This is a genomic window from Rossellomorea vietnamensis, assembly GCF_008180615.1.
Classification (GTDB): domain Bacteria; phylum Bacillota; class Bacilli; order Bacillales; family Bacillaceae_B; genus Rossellomorea; species Rossellomorea vietnamensis_D.
Genome location: NZ_VTEH01000002.1, coordinates 264,062 through 287,949, shown reverse-complemented (window position 1 = coordinate 287,949; position 23,888 = coordinate 264,062). Strand labels below are relative to the sequence as shown.

The following is a 23,888-nucleotide window of genomic DNA, read 5'->3' as shown; positions in this document are numbered from 1 at the left end:
TGGAGTGCGCTTTTTTAGTTTGAGTACATCAAAGTAGAATATTCTCAAGATGATGCAGTTCGCAGGCTGGGCAGGGTATATGAAAAGAGTGGTTTCTCTAGAAGATGTAGGTCGCGCGCTAGGCGGGGTATATGAAAAGAGTGATTTCTTGAGAAGGTGTAGTTCGCACGCTGGGCGGGGTATATGAAAAGAGTGGTTTCTCTAGAAGATGTAGGTCGCGCGCTAGGCGAGGTCCATGAAAAATGAAAAATCCTGAGGTGATGTATCCCGCTCATCCGGCGAGGTACATGAAAAGCGAAAAATCTTGAGATGATGTCCCTCGGTCACCCGGCGAGGTACATCTAAAACAAAAAATCCTGAGATGATGTATCCCGCTCGCCCGGCGAGGTACATCAAAAGCGAAAAATCCTGGGATGATGTCCCTCGCTCGCCCGGCGAGGTACATCAAAAGCGAAAAATCTTAGGATGATGTCCCTCGCTCACCCGGCGAGGTACATCAAAAGCGAAAAATCTTGGGATGATGTCCCTCGCTCACCCGGCGAGGTACATCAAAAGCGAAAAATCCTGAGATGATGTCCCTCGCTCCCCCGGCGAGGTACATGAAAAGCGAAAAATCTTGAGATGATGTCCCTCGCTCACCGGCGAGGTACATCAAAAGCGAAAAATCCTGAGATGATGTCCCTCGCTCGCCCGGCGAGGTACATCAAAAGCGAAAAATCTTGGGATGATGTCTCTCGCTTGACCGTCCAGCTCAGGCAGCATAGATGAAAACTCGCAATTTTATGAAAAGGTTATTTTCGCATATGTTGCAGCTTTCGGAAAAATCCCAAGAGCCAAATTTTTCCCCGGATACTAAGAGTTTTATCTCTTGTCGGGGAAGTGCAGCTCTTTTCTTTTCGATATTACCGTATTTTTTCCTTATTGAGATTGATATTCCTCGGAATTAGTATTAAATAGCAACAATGTTTAGGAAAAGAGCCTATGAAAGACATCGTCCAGATGCCCCTCTCAAAATATGGAAATTTATTTTTCGGATCGACTCATGCACCTTTTATTCCAGCATCAACAACCCGCCCTGCATATCAAAAGGCATTTTCTAAGTATTATTGGGTAAGTAATCTGTATCAGATATTTGGGAGGTAATACTTAAATGAATGAGCAGAAGATACCTAAGGAGTCTTATTCATACTGGCGGAAAGCTGCCGAGGAGAGGGGACTTCCTTATGATAAGCTTGCAAATAAAAATCTTCAGGTGGACGTAACGATTGTTGGCGCCGGGATTACCGGGATTATCGCCGCCTACCTGCTTTCACGGGAGGGCAAGAAGGTAGCGCTTGTCGAAAGCGGCAAAGTGATAAGCGGAACTACAGGATATACAACAGCCAAAATTTCTACTCAACATGGATTAATGTATGGTGACCTGATCAAACATCATGGCGAAGAAAAGGCAGCCTTGTATTATCAGGCAAATGATGAAGCTATGATGTTCTTAAGAAGTCTGACCGAAGAGCTGTGCATTTCATGTGAATTTACTACTCAGCCCTCGTATGTATATGCTCAAACAGATAAAGGTTCAGATCAAATTAATAAAGAAGCAGAAGCTTATAAGAAGCTGAACATTCCTGGAGAATTGACGACGGAAACAGAACTTCCTTTCGAAGTGAAGAACGCACTTAAATTAAATAATCAAGCTCAATTTCATCCTGTGAAGTTTTTACTTCCGCTTCTGGGTGAAATCAAGGCGAATGGAGGCTTGATTTTTGAACATACAAGAGTGACAAAAGTCAGCGGTGACAGCCCTGTCGAAGTCCTGACAGAGGATGGAGGGGAAATTACTTCTGAAAAAGTAATTGTAAGTACTCACTTTCCAATCAATGATTTTAAAGGGCTTTACTTTTCAAGGCTCGATATAGAAAGGTCCTATATCCTTGCAGCCAAAACAGACAGCGAAATTCCTGACGGGATGTACCTAAGTGCCGATCAGCCGAAGCGGTCTCTGAGATATACTACAGATTCCAATGGCGAGAGAATGATCTTGTTTGGAGGAGACAGCCATAAAAGCGGTCAGGGAGGAGACACTACCGAGCATTATGAAAACCTTAAGAATTTTGCAGTAGAGCATTTTGCGGCAAAAGAATTCCCATATCGGTGGTCCGCACAGGATTTGACCACGTTGGACCAAGTGCCTTATATCGGACCGGTCACAGCACATGAGAAAAACACTCTTGTGGCGACTGGTTATGCAAAGTGGGGCATGACGAATGGAACTGCCGCCGCATTGCTGCTCACAGACTATGTACTTGGAAGGGAAAACCGCTTTGAAGAACTATTCGCTCCTTCACGCTTTAATGCAAATCCAACCGTGAAAAATTTCATTAAAGAGAATGCAGATGTTGCCAAGGAGTTTGTAAAAGGAAAGCTTGATAAGAATGACAGAAGACTTGAAGAATTGGAAAACGGAGAAGGCGGGGTGGTTACCCTTGATGGAAAGCGAGCCGGAGCCTACCGGAATGACCATGGAGAGGTTACAGTTGTCGATACGACCTGTACTCATATGGGATGCGAACTGGGGTGGAACAACGCCGAAAAGTCATGGGACTGTCCATGCCATGGCAGCCGTTTCTCTGCTTGCGGAGATGTAATTGAAGGTCCTGCAGTCAAACCTTTGAAAAAGATCTATGACTAATGTTAAAAAACACCCGAAAAGCTCGGGTGTTTTTTAGTTATTCATCCTTTTTCCATAGAGAAAGCAGCGGGCCGTTTTCTCCGTGAACGGGATCCTGGGAGGGAACCTCGACCTCTTTGATTTCAATCAACAGCTGTATTCTTCCATTGTTTTCATCCGTCTTCAAGTTATGATCTTTGCCATTGGGATAAGCACCGGCAACCTGGAAGTCTTCAGTAGAACTCAACCTTTTATGCCCGGTACCCGCAGGGAGCACAATTACATCACCCGGCTTCACTTCCATTGTCTTTCCGCTTTCTCCTCCGACAATCAGCTTTGCGGAGCCGCTGACTACCCCAAGAACCTCATGGGTATTGCTGTGGAAGTGATGATAGTCGAATACACCGCCCTGCCAGCTGTTTCTCCAATTATTGTCATTGAAAATACGTTCTGCCTGTTCAGGATCATCCTTGAGAGCACCTTTATAAAAAAGAACTGGCAGAGAAGGATTGTTGGGGATCGAGCCGCTTTCTTCAAAATATAACGTTTCTACATTCTTGTTTTGCATACTGATCCTCCTTTGAAGTGTTGTATACTATTGAATTTTCCCTTTGGAGGAGAGGATAAACTTTGACGAGGCTTATGAATGACAGGGCGATGGCGGGTGCTGGCTGCATGGAATCAGGAAATTCAATAATTGATGCAAGTCAGATGGGGGCAGAGAACCTTCCCGAAAAATCAAATCCATATTTATTTCCTTTCCGAAGTAATCACACTGCAAGATGGAATAAGAGTTACCTCATCCTTGCCACCTGGTTTACAGACACACGATGCATGCGAGAAAAAACACAAAAAGAAGCCGGAATCTAAAATCCCGGCTTCTGCTCATTAAATATATTGAACTAATGCAGATACAAATGCTTCAAGCTTAATTTTGTCTGTTTCATCGAATCTGCTTTTTTCAGGGCTGTCGATATCCAGGACACCGATCAACTCACCATCTTTAATGATGGGCACGACGATTTCAGATTGGGAGGCTGCATCGCAGGCGATGTGTCCAGGAAAAGCGTGGACATCCTCTACTAAATAAGTCTCGCGGTCTTTTGCTGCAGAGCCGCAAACCCCTCGGCCGACTGCGATTCGAACACAGGCAGGAAGTCCTTGGAATGGCCCCAGAACCAGCTCGCCGTCTTCCATGAGGTAAAAGCCGACCCAGTTGATGCGGTCCAGAAATTGATTGAGCAGAGCAGACGCATTGCTCAAGTTGGCAATTTTGTTGTTTTCTCCCTCTAACAGGGCATGCAATTGCTTGATGACCAGGTCGTAATTTTCTTCGCGGGTACCTCGGTACATAGAAGTTTGAAACATGGAACTCCCTCATTTCTACAGGTTTTGATTTAAATAGCTTTCATTCCACGAATTCCTACAAGTTGAGCAGGAAAGTGTCGAGAAATACATAAAGGAATATCAGCTGCCATCTCGAATGTGTTAGTTAAGAAACGGATTTACTTTGTTAAAATGCCGCTAGTCTGCTGACCATCCTGATGAACCATTTTTAGCATATTTCAATAGGTGATTCAACTAATAAATTCGAAAGTAGTGAGAACATGGGAAAACCTGCTGCGCTAGGACTGACAAAAGAAAATATTCTCTTATCGGCTGTTTCACTATTTAATACTAAAGGATACAGCGGTACGTCAGTGAGGGATATTGCCAAAAAAGCATCGGTCAATGCTGCCAATATCTCCTACCATTTTAACGGCAAACAGGGATTGCTTGAATCCTGCTTCACCCGATTTTTTGAGTCATATTTAGAGTGTCTTGAAAGGGAAGCTGATAAATTGGATTACACCCCTGCAGATGAATGTTTGAAGAGGGCTGTTTTCAATGTTCTTCAGTATCAAAGTGAAAACCACCTTCTCGCTCGTTTTGTCTGGAGGGAAATCTCCATCGATTCCCAGGTTGTCCGCGAGATAATTTCTTCTTACTTAATGAAAGAGCGCTACTTACTGAAACGCTTTTTTGAAATGGGACTCGATCAAAATCGGTTCACGTCTATGCCGGTAAGCATATTTATTATACAGTTGAAGTCGATGATGTCCATGCCATTCCTCAACAGCCAATATCTAAGGGAAGTATGGCATGTGTTTCCTCAGGAACAGCACTTTGTGGACCGGTATTTTACATCACTGGAGCAATGGATCGACCAATGCCTGTTGATCAGGAGTGCAGTTCCCAGGGTGTCCACCTTATAGATTCATGAGGTCCCTGCCTTGATTCAGGTCCTTTGCTTGATGTGCATCTGAACCATAAACAAGAGGGATTCCCATTTGCATAGCTTGGCGGGCAACTTCAGGAGGCGGATAAGAGACACCGCAGCCCTTTTTGAAAAATCCTGCACCGTTATAATCCAATTCCATTCCACGCTTGGCGACTTCCTTCAGGATTTCGTCTATTTTCTTTTGAAACGAGCCCTTGGGAGGAAAATCCTTTTTGAACTTATCGGCCAGTGTGATGTGCCCAATCCGGTTCGGTTTATAGTTGCCAAGGTCTGCTGTGACTGATTTTAATACCGTTGTATAGTAGGTTTGATGAATACTATCAACAGAAACGTAGACTTCAATCATTTTTTCAAAATTACCGCTGCTGAAATCAAGGCAGTCATAGGTTCCGTCTTTGAGCAGAAAGTGGACCGAAAGAAGGCTGTCATCTAATAGGGGGCCATAGGTATCGAGGAACTGTTTGGTTTCTTCCTCGTATCCTTCTATATAATCAATTTCCAGTCCACTTTTGATGGTAATTTTATTTTGAAATTCCTTTTTTAATTCCTCTAAATCCCTGAGGTACCCCTTCAAATATTCCTTCTTCATCCCGCTGTCTTTATCAGGTACGGGATCCTCGAATCCTTCCGGAAGAGGTGCATGCTCGGTGAAGGTGATTTGATCGTAACCCAGTTCGATGGCCCGGTTGATATACTGATAAAATGTATCTTTCGTTCCATGGGGGCAATAGGGGCTGTGAATATGTCCGTCGATTTTCATGTAATCCCTCATTTCCTTTTACTGTCATATCCATATATAATAGTAAAATACCAATAAATCTGCCAAATAGGTAGCTTTTACAACAAAACTTCTATTAGAAGAGGAAAAATTGCAAATAAATCGTCAAAAATTGTCGTTATCATGGTATCATAAGAAAAGCTATGTTGTGAGATTTTACAGTTTTTACATAGAGCAGATAAAGTTGAAGAAGCAGGGGGCTTACGATGGAATTTATCATCGGAGGAATTATATTATTCATTATCCTATTTATCATTGGTTTTTTTATAAGAAGAAAATACTACCATCACGTTGACCGGCTTGAATCCTGGAAGGTCGACATCATGAACAGGCCCATCCTTGATGAACTGTCAAAGGTGAAGCAGCTTAACATGACCGGCCAGACAGAGGAACTTTTTGAAAAATGGCGCAAAGGCTGGGATGACATTGTCACAGCAGATCTTCCTCAAGTGGAAGAGTGCCTGTTCGAGGCGGAAGAGTATATTGATAAGTTTCGCTTTGGTTCTGCAAAAGAGGTTCTTGCGAGGATAGAAGAAATTCTGAACCAGACAGAAGATAAGATGGAAAGGATTCACTCGGAAGTCGAAGAGCTTGTCGGCAGTGAAGAAAAGAACAGGCTTGAGATTGAAGAGCTTCGGGAGGGCTTCCGAAAAAGCAGGAAGGCATTGCTTGCCCACCGCCATACGTATGGAAAAGCAGCATACGGACTTGAGGCTAGGCTGGATGAAATGTCGGAAAGAATCGAGAATTTCAATAAGCTGACTGAAGAAGGCAACTATTTGGAAGCGAGAGAACTGGTCCTCGGCTTAACGGCTGATATCCAGGACATCGTCAATAAGATGGAATCCATCCCCGATTTGCTGACAGCCTGCCAGAACTCACTTCCAACTCAGCTGAACGAAGTTGAAGCAGGATTTAAAGAGATGGAAGCTCAAGGATATGTATTGAAGCATCTGGGCATTAATACGGAAATCTCAAGATTGCGGGAAGAATTGGCTGCCTGCCTTGATTCACTCGAGAAGCTGCAAACCGATAAGGCAGCAGATGAAGTTGACCGCATGAAGGCAAATGTCGACCAATTGTATGACTTGCTTGAAAAAGAAGTTCTTGCAAAGCACTTTGTCCTGCAAAATGAAGAGCAGTCTTCCGAGTTGCTGGAAAATATTAAAGCAGTCAACAAAGAAATCAAGCTGGAAACTGAATTCGTTCAGCAGGGCTACCATCTTAGGGACGAAGATCTGCAGGTTCCGGTCGGACTGGATAAAAAAATCAATACCTTGTTTAAACGTTTTCAGCAGCTTCAGGAAAAGGTGGATGAAAACGAGTCTGCTTATTCCTATCTAAGCGAAGAGCTGCAGGATATCAATCAGCAGCTTCAACTGATTAAAAGCGAGCAGGCCGCTTTCTCTGAAAAACTGCAGGCTCTTCGAAAAGAAGAAATTGAAGCTAAGGAAAAGGTCGCGGAGCTTAAAAAGAAAATCGGGGAAGCGAGCCGGATGATTTCCAAAAGTAATGTACCGGGTCTTCCTACTGACTATAATGCCCTTCTCGAAGAGGCGCATAAGAATATCATTGAGGTTGTCCGAGCATTGGAAGAGAAGCCTCTCAATATGCCTGTCGTTCAGAAGTATTTAGAAAAAGCAGTGGATACGGTCGACCACTTTTACAAAAAGACATCAGACCTTATTGAAACCGTCATGCTTGCTGAAAAGGTAATCCAGTATGGAAATCGCTACCGCAGCAAGTATGGTGATGTCTCCCAAAAGCTTCAAAGAGCAGAATCAGCGTTTAGAAGTTTTGATTACAGAGAAGCCCTTGAACAAGCGGCAACTGCTATTGAGGAAGTCGAACCAGGCGCCATCAAGAGAATTGAAGGCATTGTAAACGAAGAACTGAATGGATAACGAAGAAAACCCCGGTACTGGCGGAAGCCAGCCCGGGATTTTTTTATTGTACTGGTTTCTTTTTTTCTCCTATGCCAGTAGATATCAAGAAGCCGAGGATGCTTCCTATAACCGCCGGCAGCAGCCAGCCGACCCCCTCAGTGAATAGAGGCAGAAAGCTTAAAGTGTTGTTTAAGCCTGAGAATTCAATTCCTGCGGTTTTTAGACCATCAATAAAGCTGATCAAGAAAGTAGATATCAAAGCCCCGATGTATACCCCTGAATAACCGTTGAACCAGTTATGCATGAATGAAAGGAGTATGAGCACGATGGCGAGAGGATAGATGACAATCAGGACTGGCAGTGAGACGGAAATCAGCTGTGTCAATCCAATATTCGCAATGATCATACTGAAAAGGCTTATGACGATCACCAGTAACCGGTAAGTAACTGGAAGCAGTTTTGAAAAGTACTGTGCACAAGCAGATACAAGGCCAATGGAAGTCGTCAGGCATGCGAAAGTAATGGCAAGTCCCAAAATGATGGCGCCAATCTGCCCAAACAGATACTTTGCTGAGCCTGATAAGATGGCTCCCCCGTTCTCCTTTAATCCGATTGCTTCTGTACTTGTCGCTCCGATATAACCAAGGGAAACATATACCAGTGCAAGGCCGGCAGCCGCAATGATACCGGCTAGTATACAGGCCTTTGTAATGAGAGCCTTGGATTCATAGCCTTTTCCCTTGATGGCATTGATTATGACAATTCCAAATACGAGTGCCGCAATTGTATCCATCGTAAGGTACCCTTCAAGGAAGCCTTTGAAAAAAGGCCCATCCATATAGGCGCCGGAAGGACTTTGCAAGTCTCCCATAGGTGTCAGGATGCTCTTAATCACGAGGATGGTGAGGATGACCAGCAGTGCCGGGGTCAAAATCTTTCCAATCCTGTCTACGAGTTTGGCGGGATTCATAGCCAGCCAGATAGTCAGTCCGAAAAAGACAATTGTATAGATGAGCAATGATAATCCATATTTATTGATATCGTCTGGCAGAAAGGGAGTAACCCCAATTTCGTATGCTACCGTCCCAGTCCGGGGTATCCCAAAGAAAGGACCGATCGCCAGATACATGATGACCGTAAAGATTACTCCATAAACAGGATTGACTCTGTTTGCCAGTGTTTGCAGATCTCCACCCGTTTTGGCAATCGCAATGATTCCCATCAGGGGAAGCCCGACACCGGTAATCAAAAAGCCGACAATCCCAACCCAGACGTTTTCTCCGGCCTGCTGACCTAAAAATGGCGGGAAAATCATGTTTCCAGCACCTAGGAACAGAGCAAACAGCATAAGACCGACAGTGAATATTAAATTAAATGACAGCGCTTTCTCATTCATATTTCATGCCCCCTAAACTTCAAGGTGAATCAAGCTGTTATATAGTATCACAGAAAAAGCGTAAATTGTCGAAATAATTAAAAGTTAAAAAATTCAGTATAATATGATAGTTCCTTGGAAAATCTCTTTTCTTATTTTACCCAAAATAAAGCAACTTACCTTACAAGTCAAGGGAAGACCATCTCATAGCCACTGGAGTAAAGAATGAAGATGCTTTGCTCCATTAAAGCGTTGAAAGGGACAGTCCCTCTTAGTGCTTTAAAGGGGTGAAGCGATTATCTGGCTTTAAACCAAAAAGGGCACCAATACTTAATGGAACCCTTACACGGTTTGTCTGCAGCCGCATATTGTAAAGTGAATGCTGAAAGGAAGCGGCTTGATTTTTAGAAAGGAGACAAAAATCCAATGGTTTCTATCATTACCTGTACGATAAGAGAAGAGTATATGGAAAACGTGTTTGAGAATTTCAGGCGACAGCAATGGGAAACGAAAGAACTAATTATTATTTTAAATAGAGATAATATGGACATAAATAAATGGCGGGAAAAGGCAGAATCATACTCTAATGTTTCTGTCTATCAATTGCCGGAAAACACTTCGCTGGGGGAATGCTTGAACTATGGAATTAATCTGGCAGCTCATCCATACATCTCTAAGTTTGACGATGACGACTATTACTCGCCACACTATTTGAAACAGCAGTTACATGCTTTGGAGGAAACAGGGGCGGCTGTCGTTGGGAAAAGTACTTCTTTTATTTACTTTGAAGGAAGCAATTCATTAAATCTTTTTTACCCTGGATTTGAAGATAAGTATGTAACCTTCATTCGAGGAGCAACATTAACTTTCAGGAAGAAACTGTGGGAAGAGTGTCGTTTCATGAACGTCAATTCAGGAGAAGATACCCGATTTCTAAATTACTGCCTAAATAAAGGGTACAGAATTTATGCTACTGACAGATACAATTTTGTAAATAACCGAAGAGCAGATGTGAATTCCCATACGATTACCAATACTTCAAACTATGTTTATCATTCAACTGAAGTCTGTAAAACAGATGATTATACTTCGCTCGTTACGAAAAGCTCTTAACTTAATCGCCTAAGGAGTAATTCTATAGAAGTGGAATGAAGTATAAGTTAATTAGGATGCAATTCTGGAGGACAAAATCATAAGAGGTTTTGTTTTTAACAAAGTTATCCATATTAATCTCCAGCTTAGGAGGAATCAGTCTGCAGAAGATTCCGCTGTAAAAGAGCTTTTATAATAGCTATTAATCAAAAAATACCAAGCTCTCCACTTTTTAAAACAGAGTAAAAAAGGCCGGATTCATCATGATGAGAGAAAGAGATGAAGTCTTTCTGCTAAATGAAATTTTTTTAATATGAAATTTGTGATAATATTATCACTTGTAAACAATTGATTTACGGTCCTTATAAACTGAACCATCAGAAGGTGTATATAGAATGATTTATTTTGACAACAGTGCAACGACTAAACCATATAAAGAGGTTATCCATGCCTTCACAAAAGTGAACGAAGATTATTTTGCCAATCCCTCTTCTATTCATGCACTTGGGGGAAAAGTGGAGTCCCTGATTTCAAAATCAAGAAAACAGGTTGCGGGTTTGCTCGGCATTAAAGAAACGGAAGTGTTTTTCACTTCAGGGGGAACAGAATCCAACAATCTTGCCTTGAAAGGAACAGCGCTTCAATATCGAAATCGAGGAAGGCACATCATCACCTCTGTCATTGAACATCCATCCATCCTTGAAACATGCGGACAACTCGAGAGACTCGGTTACACTATTACCTATTTGCCGGTTGATTCAACAGGCTGTGTCAAGGTAGAGGATGTCGTGGACGCCATCAAAGATGAAACCATCTTGGTCTCCATTATGCATGTTAACAATGAAGTCGGAAGCATTCAGCCCATTGAGGAAATCGGAAACGCCCTTCATGCATTTCCAAAAATCATCTTTCATGTCGACCACATCCAGGGGATAGGAAAAGTTCCGCTTTCCTTTTATGAGTCAAGAGTAAATCTTTGCTCTATTTCCGGCCATAAGATTCATGGATTGAAAGGGACCGGGATGTTATATATTCAGGAAGGCTTGGAAATTTCCCCGCTTCTCTCAGGCGGTGAACAGGAAAGAAAGATCAGGAGCGGAACAGAAAATACAGGCGGCATTGTTTCTTTTGCAAAGGCATTAAGATTGCATTTCGAAAGCAGCGGCAAAGAACTTGCCAAGATGCAAAGGCTGAACTCCTATCTGCGGGATCAACTGAAAGAGATAGAGGGAATTACTATTCATTCACCAGAAGCCGCTGCCCCTCATATCGTGAATTTTTCGGTTCAGGATATTCGCGGAGAAATCCTTGTCCATGCCCTGGAAGAGTTTGATATCTTTGTATCGACGACCAGTGCCTGTTCTTCTAAAAAGAACGTGCCTTCAAGGACACTGCTCGGTATGGGTGTGGCTGAAAACCTTTTGGACACTTCCATCCGGGTCAGTTTTTCATTTGAAAATACAATAGAAGAAGTAGATAGTTTGTGCGAAGCATTAAAAACTGTAAAGAAAAATCTTGAGGAAACAACGAGGAGAAAAAGATGATATACGATCAAATATTAGTCCGCTATGGAGAAATATCGACAAAAGGGCGGAACCGCAAAGCGTTTACAAAGAAACTTAGAGAAAATATCCTGATGACGCTGAAGGATTTTTCAAATACCAAAATCAGTGCTACCCGGGACAGACTCCATATTTACCTGAATGGTGACAATGGCGAAGAAGCACTTAAGAGATTGGCCAATGTTTTCGGCATTCAATCCTACAGCCCGGTGGTGAAAACCGGTAAAGACATGGAAGAAATTAATGAGGCAGCTCTTAATCTTGTCCAAAAATCATTTTCAGAGGGCCAGACATTCAAAGTGTCTGCGAGAAGAGCGGATAAAACCTTTGACCTGGATACCAATGAAATCAATTATGCAGTGGGTTCCCATGTTCTTAAAAAAACGGAGGGATTGACAGTCAATGTCAAAAATCCGGATATCAAGCTGAATGTGGAAATCAGAAAAGAGGGTGCCTATCTCTCCAGTGAAATCTATCCGGGAGCAGCCGGAATGCCGGCTGGAGCCAGTGGGAAAGCAATGCTGATGCTTTCAGGCGGGCTGGATAGTCCGGTTGCCGGGTATTTAACAATGAAACGCGGTGTAGAAATCGAGGCAGTCCACTTCCACAGTCCTCCTTTTACCAGCGAAAGAGCCAAGCAGAAAGTGATCGATCTTGCTAAGTCTCTATCTGCTTTCAGCGGGAGCATCAAACTTCATGTTGTTCCATTTACTGAAATTCAGCAGACGGTCCACAGTCAGGTCCCTGAGAATTATACAATGACATCGACTAGAAGAATGATGCTCAGAATCACGGAGAAACTGAGGGAACAGCGTGAAGGGCTTGGAATTGTAACGGGTGAAAGCTTGGGGCAGGTAGCAAGCCAGACCCTCGAAAGCATGTTTGCCATTAATGAGGTGACAAGCACACCAGTCCTCAGGCCGCTGATTGCGATGGACAAGTTGGATATCATCGATATTGCAAAGAAAATCGGTACCCATGATATCTCCATACTTCCCTATGAAGACTGCTGTACAGTCTTTACGCCGCCAGCTCCGAAAACCAAGCCGAAAAAGGAAAAAATCCAGTTCTATGAAAGCTTTGTGGATTTCGACTCCTTGATCAATAAAGCAGTGGAGGAAACCGAAACATTAGTAATAGAAGGCGGATTGCTGCAGACAGAACAAGACAATTTTGATGAACTGTTGTAAAAACATTAGGAAGAATTACCAATTATAAATCCGAATGAAGCCATGTATTTTCGCACATTCTATACTCACAAGGAGGTGAAAACACATGGCAAACAACAACAGTTCAAACCAACTAGTAGCTCCAGGAGCTCAACAAGCAATCGACCAAATGAAGTATGAAATCGCTTCTGAATTTGGTGTACAACTTGGTGCAGACACAACTGCACGCGCTAACGGTTCTGTCGGTGGTGAAATCACTAAACGTTTAGTTCAAATGGCTGAACAACAAATCGGCGGAAGCTACCAACAGTAATCAACTAAATAATATGGCTACAAGGAGCGGGTTTTCCCGCTCCTTTTTTTGGTTTTTTTTAGACACCATAAAAGGGTGGGGATGGGGGGCGTTGGAAGACTCAGGATAGAATCATTTGGAGGGGCGGAAAGGGGTGTGGGTGTATTTCGGGAGGGGAACGGGAGACACCTGGAGTGCGAAAAAGGGGTTCAGGTGTCACTAGGGAGGGGAACGAGATACACCTGGAGTGCGAAAAAGGGGTTCAGGTGTCCCTCGGGAGGGGAACGGGAGACATCTGGAGTGCGAAAAAGGGGTTTAGGTGTCCCTCGGGAGGGGAACGAGTGACAGCTGGAGTGCGAAAAAGGGGTTCGGGTGTCCTTCCAGAGGGGAACGAGAGACACCTGAAGTGCCGAAAAGGGCATCTGTTGTCACTCGAGAAGAACACGAGAGACACCAGACGGTCGAAAAAGGGGTTCAGGTGTCCTTCGAGAGGGGAACGAGAGACACCTGAAGTGCCGAAAAGGGCATCTGGTGTCACTCGAGAAGAACACGAGAGACACCAGACGGTCGAAAAAGGGGTTCAGGTGTCCTTCGAGAGGGGAACGGGAGACACCTGGAGTGCGAAAAAGGGGTTCGGGTGTCCCTCGGGAGGGGAACGAGAGACACCTGGAGTGCGAAAAAGGGGTTCAGGTGTCCTTCGGGAGAGGAACGAGAGACACCTGAAGTGCCGAAAAGAGCATCTGTTGTCACTCGAGAAGAACACGAGAGACACCAGACGGTCGAAAAGGGGTTCAGGTGTCCTTCGAGAGGGGAACGAGAGACACCTGGAGTGCGAAAAAGGGGTTCAGGTGTCCTTCGAGAGGGGAACGAGAGACACCTGAAGTGCCGAAAAGGGCATCTGGTGTCACTCGAGAAGAACACAAGAGACACCAGACGGTCGAAAAAGGGGTTCAGGTGTCCTTCGGAGAGGCAACGAGTGACACCAGGAGGTCCAAAAAGGGTTCAGGTGTCTTGCGAGCGAGAAACCGAAGACAACAGAAAGGCCAAATAGAAGAGCAGGTATATCTAAAGTTGCATAAACACAAAAAAACGTTCTAAAGTCCCCTTGATTAATATTTTTAAATATTATAAAAATTTAGTATAATAAAGTGGAACGAACATCAAAGGGGGAGAATCATGAGAAGAGAAGATTTGCTTTCACCGGAAAAATACAATTTAGTCAGTGAAGTGGAGAAATTCGCAAGTGATCCTGGCAACAAGGCGATTTTGTGGAAAAGCGAACAAGGGGAAGAGAAAGAAATTACATATGAATATCTGATGAAAAATGCGAATAAAATTGGAAACGCCTTCATGAATCATGGCTTGGAAAAAGGAGATGTTGTCCTCGTCATGATTCCAAGGCTGATCGAGGCCTATGAAACATATGTTGCGGCACTGAAAGCAGGATTAGTGGTCATCCCGAGTTCAGAAATGCTTCGGTCAAAAGACCTCAAGTACCGGATTGAACATGGAGATGTTAAAGCTATTGTTTCCTATGCGCCTTTTACCGATCAGTTTGATGAAGTGGAAGAAAGCAAAGGTCTGAAGAAATTCGTAATCGGAGCAGAAAAAGAAGGGTGGCTTTCGTTAGATGTCTTAAAAACGGAAGCATCTGATGAAATGGAGCTTGCTGATACTGCGCGTGATGATATGGCGTTCCTCTCTTACACATCTGGAACTACGGGAAATCCAAAAGGAGTCGTGCATACTCACGGATGGGCTTATGCGCATTTACGCACAGCGGCGAAAAAATGGCTCAGCATTGAAGAGGGAGACACCGTTTGGGCTACAGCCGGACCTGGCTGGCAAAAGTGGATCTGGAGTCCGTTTCTGTCGGTTCTGGGTTCTGGAGCTACCGGGTTGGTATACCAAGGTAAATTTGATCCGGAAACGTATCTGCAGATGCTGGAGGACCATGGAGTCAACGTTCTTTGCTGTACACCGACAGAGTACCGCCTGATGGCAAAAGTGAATGATCTTGGGAAGTACAATCTTCAGCATCTTCATAGCGCAGTTTCTGCAGGGGAGCCTTTGAACAGGGAAGTCATTGATGCTTTTCAAAAACATTTTAATGTAGAAGTCAGGGATGGATACGGCCAGACTGAAAACACGCTGCTTGTCGGCATCATGAAAGGAATGGAACTGAAACCTGGTTCCATGGGAAAACCAACACCTGGAAACTCTGTGGAAATTATTGATGAAGAGGGAAATCCATGCGCTCCTGGAGAAGTTGGAGATATTGCTGTGCATACAGATACACCTGCATTATTTAAAAATTACTATAAAGATCCTGAAAGAACTGCGATGCAATTCCGCGGAGATTACTACATTACAGGCGATAAAGCGAAGAAGGATGAGGAAGGGTACTTTTGGTTCGAAGGAAGGGGAGATGACATCATCATCAGCTCGGGCTACACGATTGGACCGTTTGAAGTAGAGGACGCACTCGTGAAACACCCATTTGTGAAAGAGTGCGCAGTCGTTGCTAGTCCTGATGAAGTTAGAGGGAATATCGTCAAGGCCTTTGTCGTACTCAGGGATGGAGTGAATCAGGAAGGTCCAGATTTAGTAAAAAATCTTCAGGAACATGTAAAGGAATTGACAGCGCCTTATAAATATCCGAGAAAGATTGAGTTCCTCGAAGAGCTGCCTAAAACTACTTCAGGAAAAATCAGGAGAATCGAATTGAGGCAGAATGAAAGAAAAGCATTAAAGAGCTAATGCTTTGATATTTCAGAAAACGAAATCCTTTAAAGTATTAAAGCGTTATAGTAAAATGGAATAGACAGAAATGACGGGAGTGGCTCCCGGTCTCGATAGAGAAGCGAATTCTGAAACATCCTCTATCAGGACGGTGAGCCAGTCCTTTTTTGTATAGAAAATGCTGGGACAAGGAGTTTTTATAATGGGAACGTTATGGTTTAACGGAAAATTTTATACAATGACTGAAGAAGGGTCTTCAGTAGAAGCTGTTTTTACAAAGAATGGATATATTACAAGAACGGGATCAGTGCAGGAATTGGAAGCAAAATATGCAGATCTGATTTCAGACAGAGTAGACCTGCAGGGAAATACCGTTTACCCTGGATTTGTCGACAGTCATATGCATCTTATTGGTCATGGTGAAACTCTGATTCGGCTGGATCTTTCCAAAATGAATACCAAGGAACAGGTATTGCAGGCGATTAAAGAAAAAGCCGCTGCTACTCCAGAGGGAAACTGGGTGATCGGTGAGGGCTTTAATGAAAACTTGTGGGAAGATAGTGAAGTTGTAACAAGGCAGGAAATCGATGAAGTCGTTCCGGATCAGCCGGTCCTTCTTAAACGCATCTGCCGTCATGCCATGGTAGCCAATTCCCGCGCATTGGAAATGGCGGGGATTGATCTTGATACGCAAAATCCTCCTGGAGGACTTATTGAAAAAAATGAAATTGGTGAACTGAATGGTGTTTTAAAAGACACAGCGCAGGACCTGCTGGTGGATGCCATGCCTTCACCTACAGGAGAGTATCTTGAAGGAGCCATGACAAAGGCGATCGAAAATTGCTGGAAACTGGGACTCGTCGGCGGACATACAGAGGACCTGAGCTATTATGGGAACTTTGAAAAAACCTATCAGACCTTTTTGAATGTCATTGAGAAGAATGGCAAAAAATTCAGGTCCCACCTGCTTGTCCATCAGGCAGTCATCGAAGATTGGAATGACGCAGGCAATACTTTTATGGGCGGAACATCACTAGTAGAGTTCGGGGCAATGAAAATATTCGCTGACGGTGCACTGGGAGGAAGGACTGCTTTACTGAGCCACCCTTATAATGATGATCCATCCACCAATGGTGTTGCCATCCATACACAGGAAAAACTGACCGAACTCGTTAAAAAAGCAAGAGAATTTAGGCTGCCGATTGCGGTGCATACAATAGGTGATCAAGCATTTGAAAATGTGCTGGATGTGGTGGAAGCTTACCCAACATTTAACGGAAGAAGAGACCGTTTTATCCATGCACAGCTGCTCCGCAGAGAGCTGATTGACAGAATCAAGAAGCTTCCGCTTATTCTTGATATACAGCCGAGATTTGTTCCTTCTGATTTCCCTTGGGTGATCGACAGAGTCGGGGAAGAAAACATGGAATACAACTATGCCTGGAAGACGCTTCTGGATGAAGGGATTCCATGTGCCGGCGGATCGGATGCACCGATTGAGCCAGTCGATCCATTGCTTGGCATGCATGCCGCGGTAACGAGAACCAATCCTTTAGATCCTCAAAAGACGGTCTATATGGAGGACCAGCGTCTCTCTATGTATGAAGCTGTTTCTTTGTTCACCAAAGGAAGTGCCTATGCCTGTCATCATGAACATGACCATGGCATGATTAAAGAGGGGTACCGAGCGGATTTCACCGTTCTTCCAAAAGACTTATTTAAGATAGATCCAGATGAACTTCTGGGGATGGAAGTGGAAATGACCATTGTTGACGAAACGGTTGTTTACAAAAATGCATAAATATTTTCGGGGGGTGCCGTGTGTTTTGGGCACCTTTTTTGTGTGGAAGCGGGGGCTGCCAGGTTGAAATTCTGAATTAGTAATGTAAAAAATGTCTTGCTGGATTTGCAAAGCAGGAATACGGTCCTATGAGAAGGTTGAATGAAGCAGATATGGGCCGCAAACGAGGAATGCGGGCCAATGAAAAGGTGGAATGAAGAAGATACCGGCCCGCAAATGAGGAATACGGGCCAATGAAAAGGTGTAAAGAAGAAGATACCGGACCGCAAATGAGGAATGCGGGCCAATGAGAAGGTGGAATGAAGAAGATACCGGCCCGCAAATGAGGAATACGGGCCAATGAAAAGGTGTAAAGAAGAAGATACCGGACCGCAAACGAGGAATACGGCCCAATGAGAAGGTGTAAAGAAGAAGATACCGGCCCGCAAATGAGGAATACGGGCCAATGAAAAGGTGGAATGAAGAAGATACCGGCCCGTAAATGAGGAATACGGCCCAATGAAAAGGAGAAAAGAAGAAGATAGCGGCCTGCAAATCAGGAATATGGGTTAAACAATAAGAAGAATATTAGAGGTCCGAAAAATCAGAAACACATTCTAAATCATTGTCTCTTAAAGAAGTTGCAAGAAAAATTCAGATTGCCCTTTAGAGGTAACCGAGATATAATAATATTATTTCGAAAACGGAAATATTTTTTGAAGGGGGTGGCCGGCATTCGTACAGAAGAACAATCGGGAATTATTTATACTGCATTTTCATATTTTCTCTGGGGAATATTGCCGATTTATTGGAAGTGGCTGGATCATGTACCGGCAGATGAAATATTGGCAAACAGGATATTCTGGTCATTCTGGTTTATGATTGTCTTTTTGATTGTCATTAAAAAATTCCCGGAATTCTGGAAAATGATCAAGGGAATGATGCAAACCAAAAAGAAGCTGGCTGCCTTGGCAACGGCGTCGCTTCTTGTCAGTTTAAATTGGTTTATCTATATATGGGCTGTTAATACCGATCAAATGGTAGAAGCAAGTCTGGGTTATTATATCAATCCTCTTGTCAGTGTATTGCTGGGGGTTTTTATTTTAAGAGAAAAAATGACGAAAGCACAAGTAATCTCATTTATATTGGCTGCGGTAGGAGTCCTTGTTCTGACTGCGTCGTATGGAAGATTTCCTTGGATAGCCGTAGGACTGGCTGTTTCCTTTGGTCTATACGGACTGGCGAAAAAGCTCATCAAGGTCGATTCGGATATTGGATTGACGCTTGAAACCATGACAACGGCGCCTTTTGCCCTTATCTATCTCATTTATTTGTCCTCCCAGGGAAACATCTCCTTGTTTCATCTGTCGGCAGGAACTGATTGGTTGTTGATTGCCGGCGGGGCTGTGACGGCTGTACCTCTCCTTTATTTTGCTAAAGGAGCTCAAAGAATCCCGCTTTATATGGTCGGATTCCTGCAGTACATTGCTCCGACGCTGACACTGATCCTGGGTGTTTTCTTCTACGGTGAACCTTTTACCCAAACCCACCTGGTGGCATTCGCGTTCATTTGGTCAGCTTTGACTATCTTCTCCGTCTCCAGGATGAAGAGAGTGAAACGAAGAACGAAGGCACAGGAAAAGTGTGCGTAAGATGTGTTTGTGAGCCGGTACTGATTGAAGGTACCGGCTCTTTGAATTGTTTTAATTTTACGGGCTTACTGGTCGTGTATTGTGACTGATCAAATCGAAGGCTCTGCTGGATGCTAAGCGGGGTGGTGGAATACTGAGGAAGGAAATTTCTCCTGCTTTTTAGTATAGGGTTTCCTGAGCCCCCGATAAGCAGAACAGAGGGGGGGCATGAAAAATTCAAGAAAAGGCTGAGACAACGTCTGCCTCAGCAATGATTATGAACGAACCCACTTCACTATCTCACCTATAGAAGCATTCTTGCCATACAGCAGAATTCCCACTTCAAATATCTTTCCAGCAAGCTTCATCACGAGCCAGACGGACAGGGTCAGTATTGCTATCGCAATGCCAATTTCAACCCACGGCCATTCTTCGAGTAAAGATAATCTCATGATCAGAACAGCAGGGGATGTAAATGGGATATAGCTGCCGACCTGGGCTGCGAGTCCATTAGGATCGGATAGGACTGGTCCAAACAGTATAACCGGAGAAAACGGAAGCATCATAATTAGTCCCTGGAAATTACTTGTTGAGCTGATGTCTTCTACCGTTGCCCCAAGTCCGACAAACAGGGCGGCAAATAGCAGGTAGCCAATCAATGCAATAACGATCAGCAGTGCAAGCTCTGGTACAAACAGGTTTTCCATAATTGGGAGTTCATCATATCTCCAGATTACAAATGGCAGTACAAAGAGGAGCCATACACCGACCTGAAGCATCCCGAGCCAGAAGTAACCGATGATTTTGCCTTGCATCAGGTCACTTGGTGCAAGAGAGGACAGCACAATTTCAGAAACCTTTTCCTTCTTTTCCTGTGAAGCACTCTGGAAAATCATCATACCGGTCATGACAATAGAGAATAAAATCAGTCCGGCGAATGCACCTGGAATGATACGAGCCAGATCAGTTATGCCTGAATCAGCTGATTCCTGTTCTGAACCAGAAAGTTCTTCCGCGTTGAATTGAACACCATTTGTTACGGCAGCCATCTGCTCTTCTGATAATCCTGCATTTTGGAGTTTCAGCTGCTGCAGTGGTGCTGCGAGAAGCTTGACTTCACCTTCAAATGAGTCAGGTGTTCCCTCCGTTGTGTAATAGGTGATCTGTCCTTCAGTAAGGGCAGCCTCATCAAGCGCCAGATATACGGCACTTTCATCTTCTTCCAACCCGCTTTTCCATTCATCAGGGGAGGTGGTAACAACGCTGGTTTCCCAATTCAGATCAGCACTGCTGAGATAAGGTTCAATTCGTTCTGCCCATATGCCTGAAGGATCTGATACAGAGACATTGACAGGTTCTTCGTCACTTCCTAAACCCGATAGCAGTGCTGGCAGGGTAGAAAACAGAATGAAAAGCACTGGCGTCAACAGAAGTGAAATAACGAACGATTTATTTTTTGCATTCCGTTTAAATTCCCAGCGGGCGACTTTTAAGCTGTTACGCATATTTTTCTTCCTCCTCTGTGGCCAGTGTTCTATCTGAGGCTACATCAATAAAAATTTCATGAAGCGAAATCCGATCCAGCCTGAATTCATCTATGTGAATATCTGCTGGCAGCTTGCGGATCCACTCTGCCGGTTTCAGGTTCTGATCCAGAAAAAGGACTGAAACGTTGTCCTGCTGCTCCACCCGTGTAACGCTAGGAATTGCCTGCAGTTTTTTCTCATCATTTTTGCCGTGAATCGTACATTTAAAGCTTGCATACTGCTTTTTCACTTCATCCATGGTCCCGCTGATGACTTCTCTGCCTTTGTGAATCATAATCAGCCGGTCAGCCATTTCCTCTACCAGGTTCATCTGATGTGCGGAGAGAAGAATCGCGGTTCCATTTTTGGCAAGTTCCCTAATCTCTTCCTTGAACACTTCCTGACTGACAGGGTCAAGACCTGAAAACGGTTCATCTAGAATGAGCAGCTCCGGCTCATGAATAATAGAGGCGATAAATTGAACTTTCTGGCCCATCCCCTTCGACAGCTCTTCGATAGGCACCTTGTCTTTTCCCTCCAGGCCAAACTTCTTCAGGTAAGATAAGGCACGCTCCTTTGCTTTTTTCAGCGGATAGTCCTTGAGCTCTGCGAAATACAGAAGGATATCCATAATCTTGACGTTTTTATACAGACCTCGTTCCTCCGGCAGATAGCCGATTTTATGCTTTGGAATCTGACCTTCTTTTTCACCATGAAATTTAATTATTCCTTGATCCGGATAGAGGATCCCCATAATACTTCTGATAGTCGTTGACTTTCCGGCACCGTTTGGACCGAGAAGAGCTGTGATTTCACCCTTTTTCACATTAAATGAAACGTCATGAAGCACCTGCTGATCTTTAAATGATTTTTGAAGACTTTGGACTGTCAGCGCTATATCAGACATCGATCATTTCTCCTTCTATTAAAATTTCTTGAATAATATCTTCAAGCTCGGGTATTTGCTCATCCACAATGACCAAGTTATTTTGAGAAAGATAAGTCATTGTGGATTGGGGCTGATTTGATAGAATGACTTTTTTATAGGTTCGTTTAATTTCACCAGGAATCTTGCTCACTGGAGGTTCTTCCTTTAACCAGAACAGGCGGTAGGAGGAGGCGAGTGAGTCCTTTTCAAGCAGCTTTGATACACGGCCGCTGTTAATGAATACAAGGTAGTCAGCCAGTTTTTTAATATCATCTGCCTGATGGGATGCAATCAGGATCGTTTTATCGCCATTTTCCATCAGCTCGAGTAAGAACTGAATGAAGAAGTTTCTCGATGGAATGTCCATTGCAGCTGTCGGTTCATCAAGAATCATAAGCGGAGTATTCTTGCCAAAATTGAGTGCAAGGTTTAACTTCGTCTTCACACCTGGGGAAAGCTTCTGCACCTTCTTATTTAACGGAATATTGAGCTTTTCACAAAACCTTCTAAACAGCGCTTCGTCCCAGGATGGGTAGATCTCTGCCATCAATGTGCGCAGCTGTTCACCAGTAAAAGGGTCACAGCCAATCATCGTCTGAGCCTGATAAGCAATATAGCGCTTCCAGCTGTCATCTTCGCCGCTGACTGGCTGACCGAACACTTTAATTTCTCCGTTATCCTGTTTAACAAGATTCATCATCATTTTGAAGAGAGTGCTCTTGCCGGCTCCGTTAGTTCCGACAACTGCTGTAATGGTTCCCTCTTCAATGGTAAGTTCCGGTATGTTCAATTGAAATTCGTCAATGGATTTTTCGATATTTTGAATCGTTAATGGAAAAGTCATTGGTTTTCCTCCTTTTGAAGCAGGGTTTCCACCATGCGGATGATTTCTTCATTCGTCAGTTCATGCTGCTTTGCCGTGGTGATTGCTTTTAGAATCGCCTCTTCAACTGCCTGGCTGGCCATTGTTGATTTCCTATCAGGATCCACCTCTGCTACAAATGTTCCCTTTCCCTGAGAGGTTTGGATGAATCCACTATACTCAAGGTTTTGATAGGCTCTTCTAATCGTGATGGAACTGATCTCCAACTCCTTCGCCATCAACCGGATTGAGGGGAGGGGATCTCCTGTTGTTAATTGTCCGCTGGCAATCAATGCTTTGATTTGGTTCTCGATTTGATGATAAATCGGTTCCCTTGAGGACTTTGAAAGCCGGATTGGAAGATTCATATCAGCCCTCCTTTATTGTAAGTAATCAATTTTTTGGATTTGTTTCAGAGCATGATGGTACCAGTACCAGGTCACAACACTCGCTGTAAGAATTGAGACAATTATTGAAAGAATGGTATATTCATTTGCCAAATAGATCGTCCACTTGAAAAAGCCGGTATCCAGCCATACCTGAAAAATCAGATACAGCGACACGAAAAATATGATTATGCTAGCGAATGACCAGACAAATGTAAACCGTTTAATCTCATCACCAGGTTCACTGGCAGGGAAAATGCCGCCTAAGGAAAAACTGAAACACAACCAGATGACTATCAGAGAAATCAACTGAAGCGGACCAATCGCATCCTGCAGTTCAGGAGAAAAAATATATGTTGCTGTCAAGGCCGTTGGGATGCTTGCAAAAATAGCAAAGTAAGGTAAGATAAAACGGCTTAAAACAAGAACATTGCGCCTGATTGGCAGCTGGTTGAGCATCACTGCATAAGGAGAGGCATACAACTCGTCATTCATCTTCTGATATTGAAAGCCTTTTGGCTTGGTCGAAAAGGTGATCGTCATAAGGTAAATAATTAGAAAGACATCAAATACAAAGATGTTTTCTTCCAGATAAGCCGGCATTGTCAGTTGAAAGAAAAATGTGTAAATACCTGTAATCAAAACCAGGTTAAGGTAGTGCTTTCTTGAAACAATCATTTCAAGCCTTGCCAGCCAGAGCGCTTTACGTATCGTATCCATGTTTGAAAACTCCTTTCCATTTTCAAGTGTATAAGTGTGTATGTCTATATACACATTATAAAACAGCTGGTGGAATTTTTCAACTGGAAAAAAAGAAGGGGCTATTTTAAAAAATATACTTATAAAGCTGAACAAACAGGTTTTGACGAAGATTTAAGTAAAAATGGTTATGTCAGGGGATGTTGGTTTGACGTTTTGGAGATGATGACTTAA

The 23,888-nt window shown here is 43.6% G+C and carries 21 protein-coding genes; 12 read left to right on the top strand and 9 right to left on the bottom strand.

Annotated elements, in window-relative coordinates; genetic code table 11:
- Positions 1–1,150 precede the first annotated feature (1,150 nt).
- Positions 1,151–2,686, top strand: coding sequence for an FAD-dependent oxidoreductase (locus FZC79_RS04665; protein ID WP_148945677.1), 1,536 nt, complete (start codon positions 1,151–1,153; stop codon positions 2,684–2,686).
- Positions 2,687–2,723: 37 nt separating this feature from the next.
- Here FZC79_RS04665 and FZC79_RS04660 read toward each other — a convergent pair whose 3' ends face one another.
- Positions 2,724–3,233, bottom strand: a complete 510-nt coding sequence (locus FZC79_RS04660) for a cupin domain-containing protein (protein ID WP_148945676.1) — start codon at positions 3,231–3,233, stop codon at positions 2,724–2,726.
- A 62-nt stretch (positions 3,234–3,295) separates the two neighbouring features.
- On the opposite strand from FZC79_RS04660, the gene FZC79_RS04655 reads away from it, so the two are divergent.
- Complete coding sequence (locus FZC79_RS04655; RefSeq protein ID WP_148945675.1) at positions 3,296–3,535, top strand: hypothetical protein; 240 nt, start codon at positions 3,296–3,298, stop codon at positions 3,533–3,535.
- Positions 3,536–3,553: 18 nt separating this feature from the next.
- Here the strand turns inward: FZC79_RS04655 and FZC79_RS04650 are convergent, their stop codons facing one another.
- A complete protein-coding gene (locus FZC79_RS04650; RefSeq protein WP_148945674.1) occupies positions 3,554–4,033 on the bottom strand; it encodes a GAF domain-containing protein in 480 nt (159 codons plus the stop codon).
- Positions 4,034–4,272: 239 nt separating this feature from the next.
- Between FZC79_RS04650 and refZ the strand changes: the two genes are divergently transcribed.
- Positions 4,273–4,920 (top strand): forespore capture DNA-binding protein RefZ, encoded by a 648-nt coding sequence (gene refZ / locus FZC79_RS04645; RefSeq protein WP_148945673.1) that lies wholly within the window; start codon positions 4,273–4,275, stop codon positions 4,918–4,920.
- Here the strand turns inward: refZ and hisJ are convergent.
- Positions 4,915–5,706 (bottom strand): histidinol-phosphatase HisJ, encoded by a 792-nt coding sequence (gene hisJ, locus FZC79_RS04640; RefSeq protein WP_148945672.1) that lies wholly within the window; start codon positions 5,704–5,706, stop codon positions 4,915–4,917. The two genes, refZ and hisJ, sit on opposite strands and share 6 nt — an antisense overlap.
- Positions 5,707–5,930: 224 nt before the next feature.
- On the opposite strand from hisJ, the gene ezrA reads away from it, so the two are divergent.
- Positions 5,931–7,628 carry a septation ring formation regulator EzrA gene (ezrA, locus tag FZC79_RS04635; RefSeq protein WP_148945671.1) on the top strand — a complete coding sequence of 566 codons (1,698 nt, stop codon included), beginning with the start codon at positions 5,931–5,933 and terminating at the stop codon, positions 7,626–7,628.
- A 43-nt stretch (positions 7,629–7,671) separates the two neighbouring features.
- Here the strand turns inward: ezrA and brnQ are convergent, their stop codons facing one another.
- On the bottom strand, positions 7,672–9,006 hold the full coding sequence (gene brnQ / locus FZC79_RS04630; protein ID WP_148945670.1) for a branched-chain amino acid transport system II carrier protein: 1,335 nt from the start codon (positions 9,004–9,006) through the stop codon (positions 7,672–7,674).
- Positions 9,007–9,411: 405 nt separating this feature from the next.
- Between brnQ and FZC79_RS04625 the strand changes: the two genes are divergently transcribed.
- The 8 genes from FZC79_RS04625 to rarD all read left to right on the top strand — a co-directional run bounded on the left by FZC79_RS04625 (position 9,412) and on the right by rarD (position 19,274).
- Positions 9,412–10,098 carry a glycosyltransferase gene (locus tag FZC79_RS04625; protein ID WP_148945669.1) on the top strand — a complete coding sequence of 229 codons (687 nt, stop codon included), beginning with the start codon at positions 9,412–9,414 and terminating at the stop codon, positions 10,096–10,098.
- Positions 10,099–10,472: 374 nt separating this feature from the next.
- Complete coding sequence (locus FZC79_RS04620) at positions 10,473–11,621, top strand: cysteine desulfurase family protein (protein ID WP_148945668.1); 1,149 nt, start codon at positions 10,473–10,475, stop codon at positions 11,619–11,621.
- Positions 11,618–12,829, top strand: a complete 1,212-nt coding sequence (thiI, locus tag FZC79_RS04615) for a tRNA uracil 4-sulfurtransferase ThiI (protein ID WP_148945667.1) — start codon at positions 11,618–11,620, stop codon at positions 12,827–12,829. Before FZC79_RS04620 ends, thiI begins: the two co-directional genes overlap by 4 nt.
- 85 nt (positions 12,830–12,914) lie before the next feature.
- Positions 12,915–13,121: an alpha/beta-type small acid-soluble spore protein gene (locus FZC79_RS04610; protein WP_148945666.1), complete on the top strand. Its 207-nt coding sequence runs from the start codon at positions 12,915–12,917 to the stop codon at positions 13,119–13,121.
- Positions 13,122–13,441: 320 nt separating this feature from the next.
- Positions 13,442–13,981 carry a hypothetical protein gene (locus tag FZC79_RS04605; RefSeq protein ID WP_148945665.1) on the top strand — a complete coding sequence of 180 codons (540 nt, stop codon included), beginning with the start codon at positions 13,442–13,444 and terminating at the stop codon, positions 13,979–13,981.
- 295 nt (positions 13,982–14,276) lie between these two features.
- Positions 14,277–15,860: an acyl-CoA synthetase MbcS gene (gene mbcS, locus FZC79_RS04600; RefSeq protein ID WP_148945664.1), complete on the top strand. Its 1,584-nt coding sequence runs from the start codon at positions 14,277–14,279 to the stop codon at positions 15,858–15,860.
- 184 nt (positions 15,861–16,044) lie between these two features.
- On the top strand, positions 16,045–17,643 hold the full coding sequence (locus FZC79_RS04595) for an amidohydrolase (RefSeq protein WP_148945663.1): 1,599 nt from the start codon (positions 16,045–16,047) through the stop codon (positions 17,641–17,643).
- Between the two features lie 695 nt (positions 17,644–18,338).
- Positions 18,339–19,274, top strand: coding sequence for an EamA family transporter RarD (gene rarD, locus FZC79_RS04590; RefSeq protein WP_148945662.1), 936 nt, complete (start codon positions 18,339–18,341; stop codon positions 19,272–19,274).
- Positions 19,275–19,528: 254 nt separating this feature from the next.
- Here the strand turns inward: rarD and FZC79_RS04585 are convergent, their stop codons facing one another.
- Genes FZC79_RS04585 through FZC79_RS04565 form a run of 5 tightly spaced genes read right to left on the bottom strand, consistent with a single transcriptional unit; the run spans position 19,529 to position 23,675 of the window.
- Positions 19,529–20,758 (bottom strand): ABC transporter permease, encoded by a 1,230-nt coding sequence (locus tag FZC79_RS04585; RefSeq protein ID WP_148945661.1) that lies wholly within the window; start codon positions 20,756–20,758, stop codon positions 19,529–19,531.
- Positions 20,751–21,686, bottom strand: coding sequence for an ABC transporter ATP-binding protein (locus FZC79_RS04580; protein ID WP_148945660.1), 936 nt, complete (start codon positions 21,684–21,686; stop codon positions 20,751–20,753). Before FZC79_RS04580 ends, FZC79_RS04585 begins: the two co-directional genes overlap by 8 nt.
- On the bottom strand, positions 21,679–22,551 hold the full coding sequence (locus FZC79_RS04575; protein WP_148945659.1) for an ATP-binding cassette domain-containing protein: 873 nt from the start codon (positions 22,549–22,551) through the stop codon (positions 21,679–21,681). The genes FZC79_RS04580 and FZC79_RS04575 overlap by 8 nt, the downstream gene beginning before the upstream one ends.
- The gene (locus FZC79_RS04570) at positions 22,548–22,937 is read right to left on the bottom strand and encodes a GntR family transcriptional regulator (RefSeq protein ID WP_148945658.1); all 390 of its coding nucleotides are present in this window, start codon (positions 22,935–22,937) and stop codon (positions 22,548–22,550) included. Before FZC79_RS04570 ends, FZC79_RS04575 begins: the two co-directional genes overlap by 4 nt.
- A gap of 12 nt (positions 22,938–22,949) precedes the next feature.
- Complete coding sequence (locus FZC79_RS04565; RefSeq protein WP_148945657.1) at positions 22,950–23,675, bottom strand: hypothetical protein; 726 nt, start codon at positions 23,673–23,675, stop codon at positions 22,950–22,952.
- Positions 23,676–23,888 lie beyond the last annotated feature (213 nt).